The sequence below is a fragment of the Pseudomonas peli genome, from assembly GCF_050563605.1.
Taxonomy (GTDB): Bacteria; Pseudomonadota; Gammaproteobacteria; order Pseudomonadales; family Pseudomonadaceae; genus Aquipseudomonas; species Aquipseudomonas peli_A.
This window is the reverse complement of record NZ_JBNXUH010000081.1, coordinates 1-384: the sequence shown is the minus strand read 5'-3', so window position 1 is coordinate 384 and position 384 is coordinate 1. Positions and strand designations below refer to the sequence as shown.

At 65.7% G+C, this 384-nt stretch carries 1 pseudogene; it reads right to left on the bottom strand.

Features of this window, described 5'->3' with window-relative positions:
• Window positions 1-160 precede the first annotated feature (160 nt).
• A pseudogene (locus ACQ4LH_RS21135) lies at window positions 161-289 on the bottom strand (DUF2914 domain-containing protein); the annotation flags it as partial.
• Window positions 290-384: the final 95 nt, after the last annotated feature.

Sequence of the window (384 nt, the reverse complement as noted above, 5' to 3'; positions counted from 1 at the left end):
GTGTTTTCTCTTGCGTTGTGGTGTGTTGGGGGGGGGGGGGSSMCGCSKCCSSSGGSGCGGGGSGGGGGGGGGGGGGRKDGGGGTCGTYCCCCCCCCCCCCCCGGGGGGGGGGGGGGGGGGGGGGGGGGGGAGAAAATAAAAGGTACCCACCGCTAAGCCGCTACTCCACCACCTTAAACCGCAGCACACCAATCATCTGCCCGGCTTCGGTCAGCACCTGCACCTGCCAGCGGCCTACGGCGTCGGCGGGGAAGTTCTGTTTGTGGGTCCAGGGGCGGGAGCCTTTCTCCGTCTCTTATACACATTTGACGGCGCCGACGACGCTCCACGAGTGGAGAGTTTGGGGGGGCGCGCGGCGCTTAAAAAAAAAAAAAAAGAAAAGAA